1 protein-coding gene is annotated in these 260 nt (G+C 65.0%); it reads right to left on the bottom strand.

Annotated features, from left to right (window positions below):
* Positions 1-260 (bottom strand): hypothetical protein (locus SB773_RS32785; protein ID WP_410594573.1); only part of this gene is annotated, 260 nt, incomplete at both ends.

The following is a 260-nucleotide window of genomic DNA, read 5'->3' as shown; positions in this document are numbered from 1 at the left end:
AGTTGGACCGCTCCGCGAATCTTGTATCAGTCGCGTTGAGCACCTCGTTCTGGGTGTCAGGCATGATCGCGATGGAGAAGACTCCGTCGGCGTCTGTCGGGCTCACGACGCGCGCGAGACCGGGCGCATGGAAGCTGTATCCGTACGTCCACCCGGCCGCGATGGCGGCGGCACGTTGCTCGGGCGTCGCCGCCATCTGATGGATGCCGCCTTTGCCGTAGATCGCGATCTCCGCAGCACCGGTGCACGTGGAGAGCTTC

This window comes from Bacillus sp. SIMBA_074 (genome assembly GCF_046534555.1).
In the GTDB taxonomy this organism is placed as follows: Bacteria; Bacillota; Bacilli; order Bacillales; family Bacillaceae_G; genus Bacillus_A; species Bacillus_A mycoides.
This window is presented reverse-complemented; position numbering and strand designations above follow the sequence as displayed.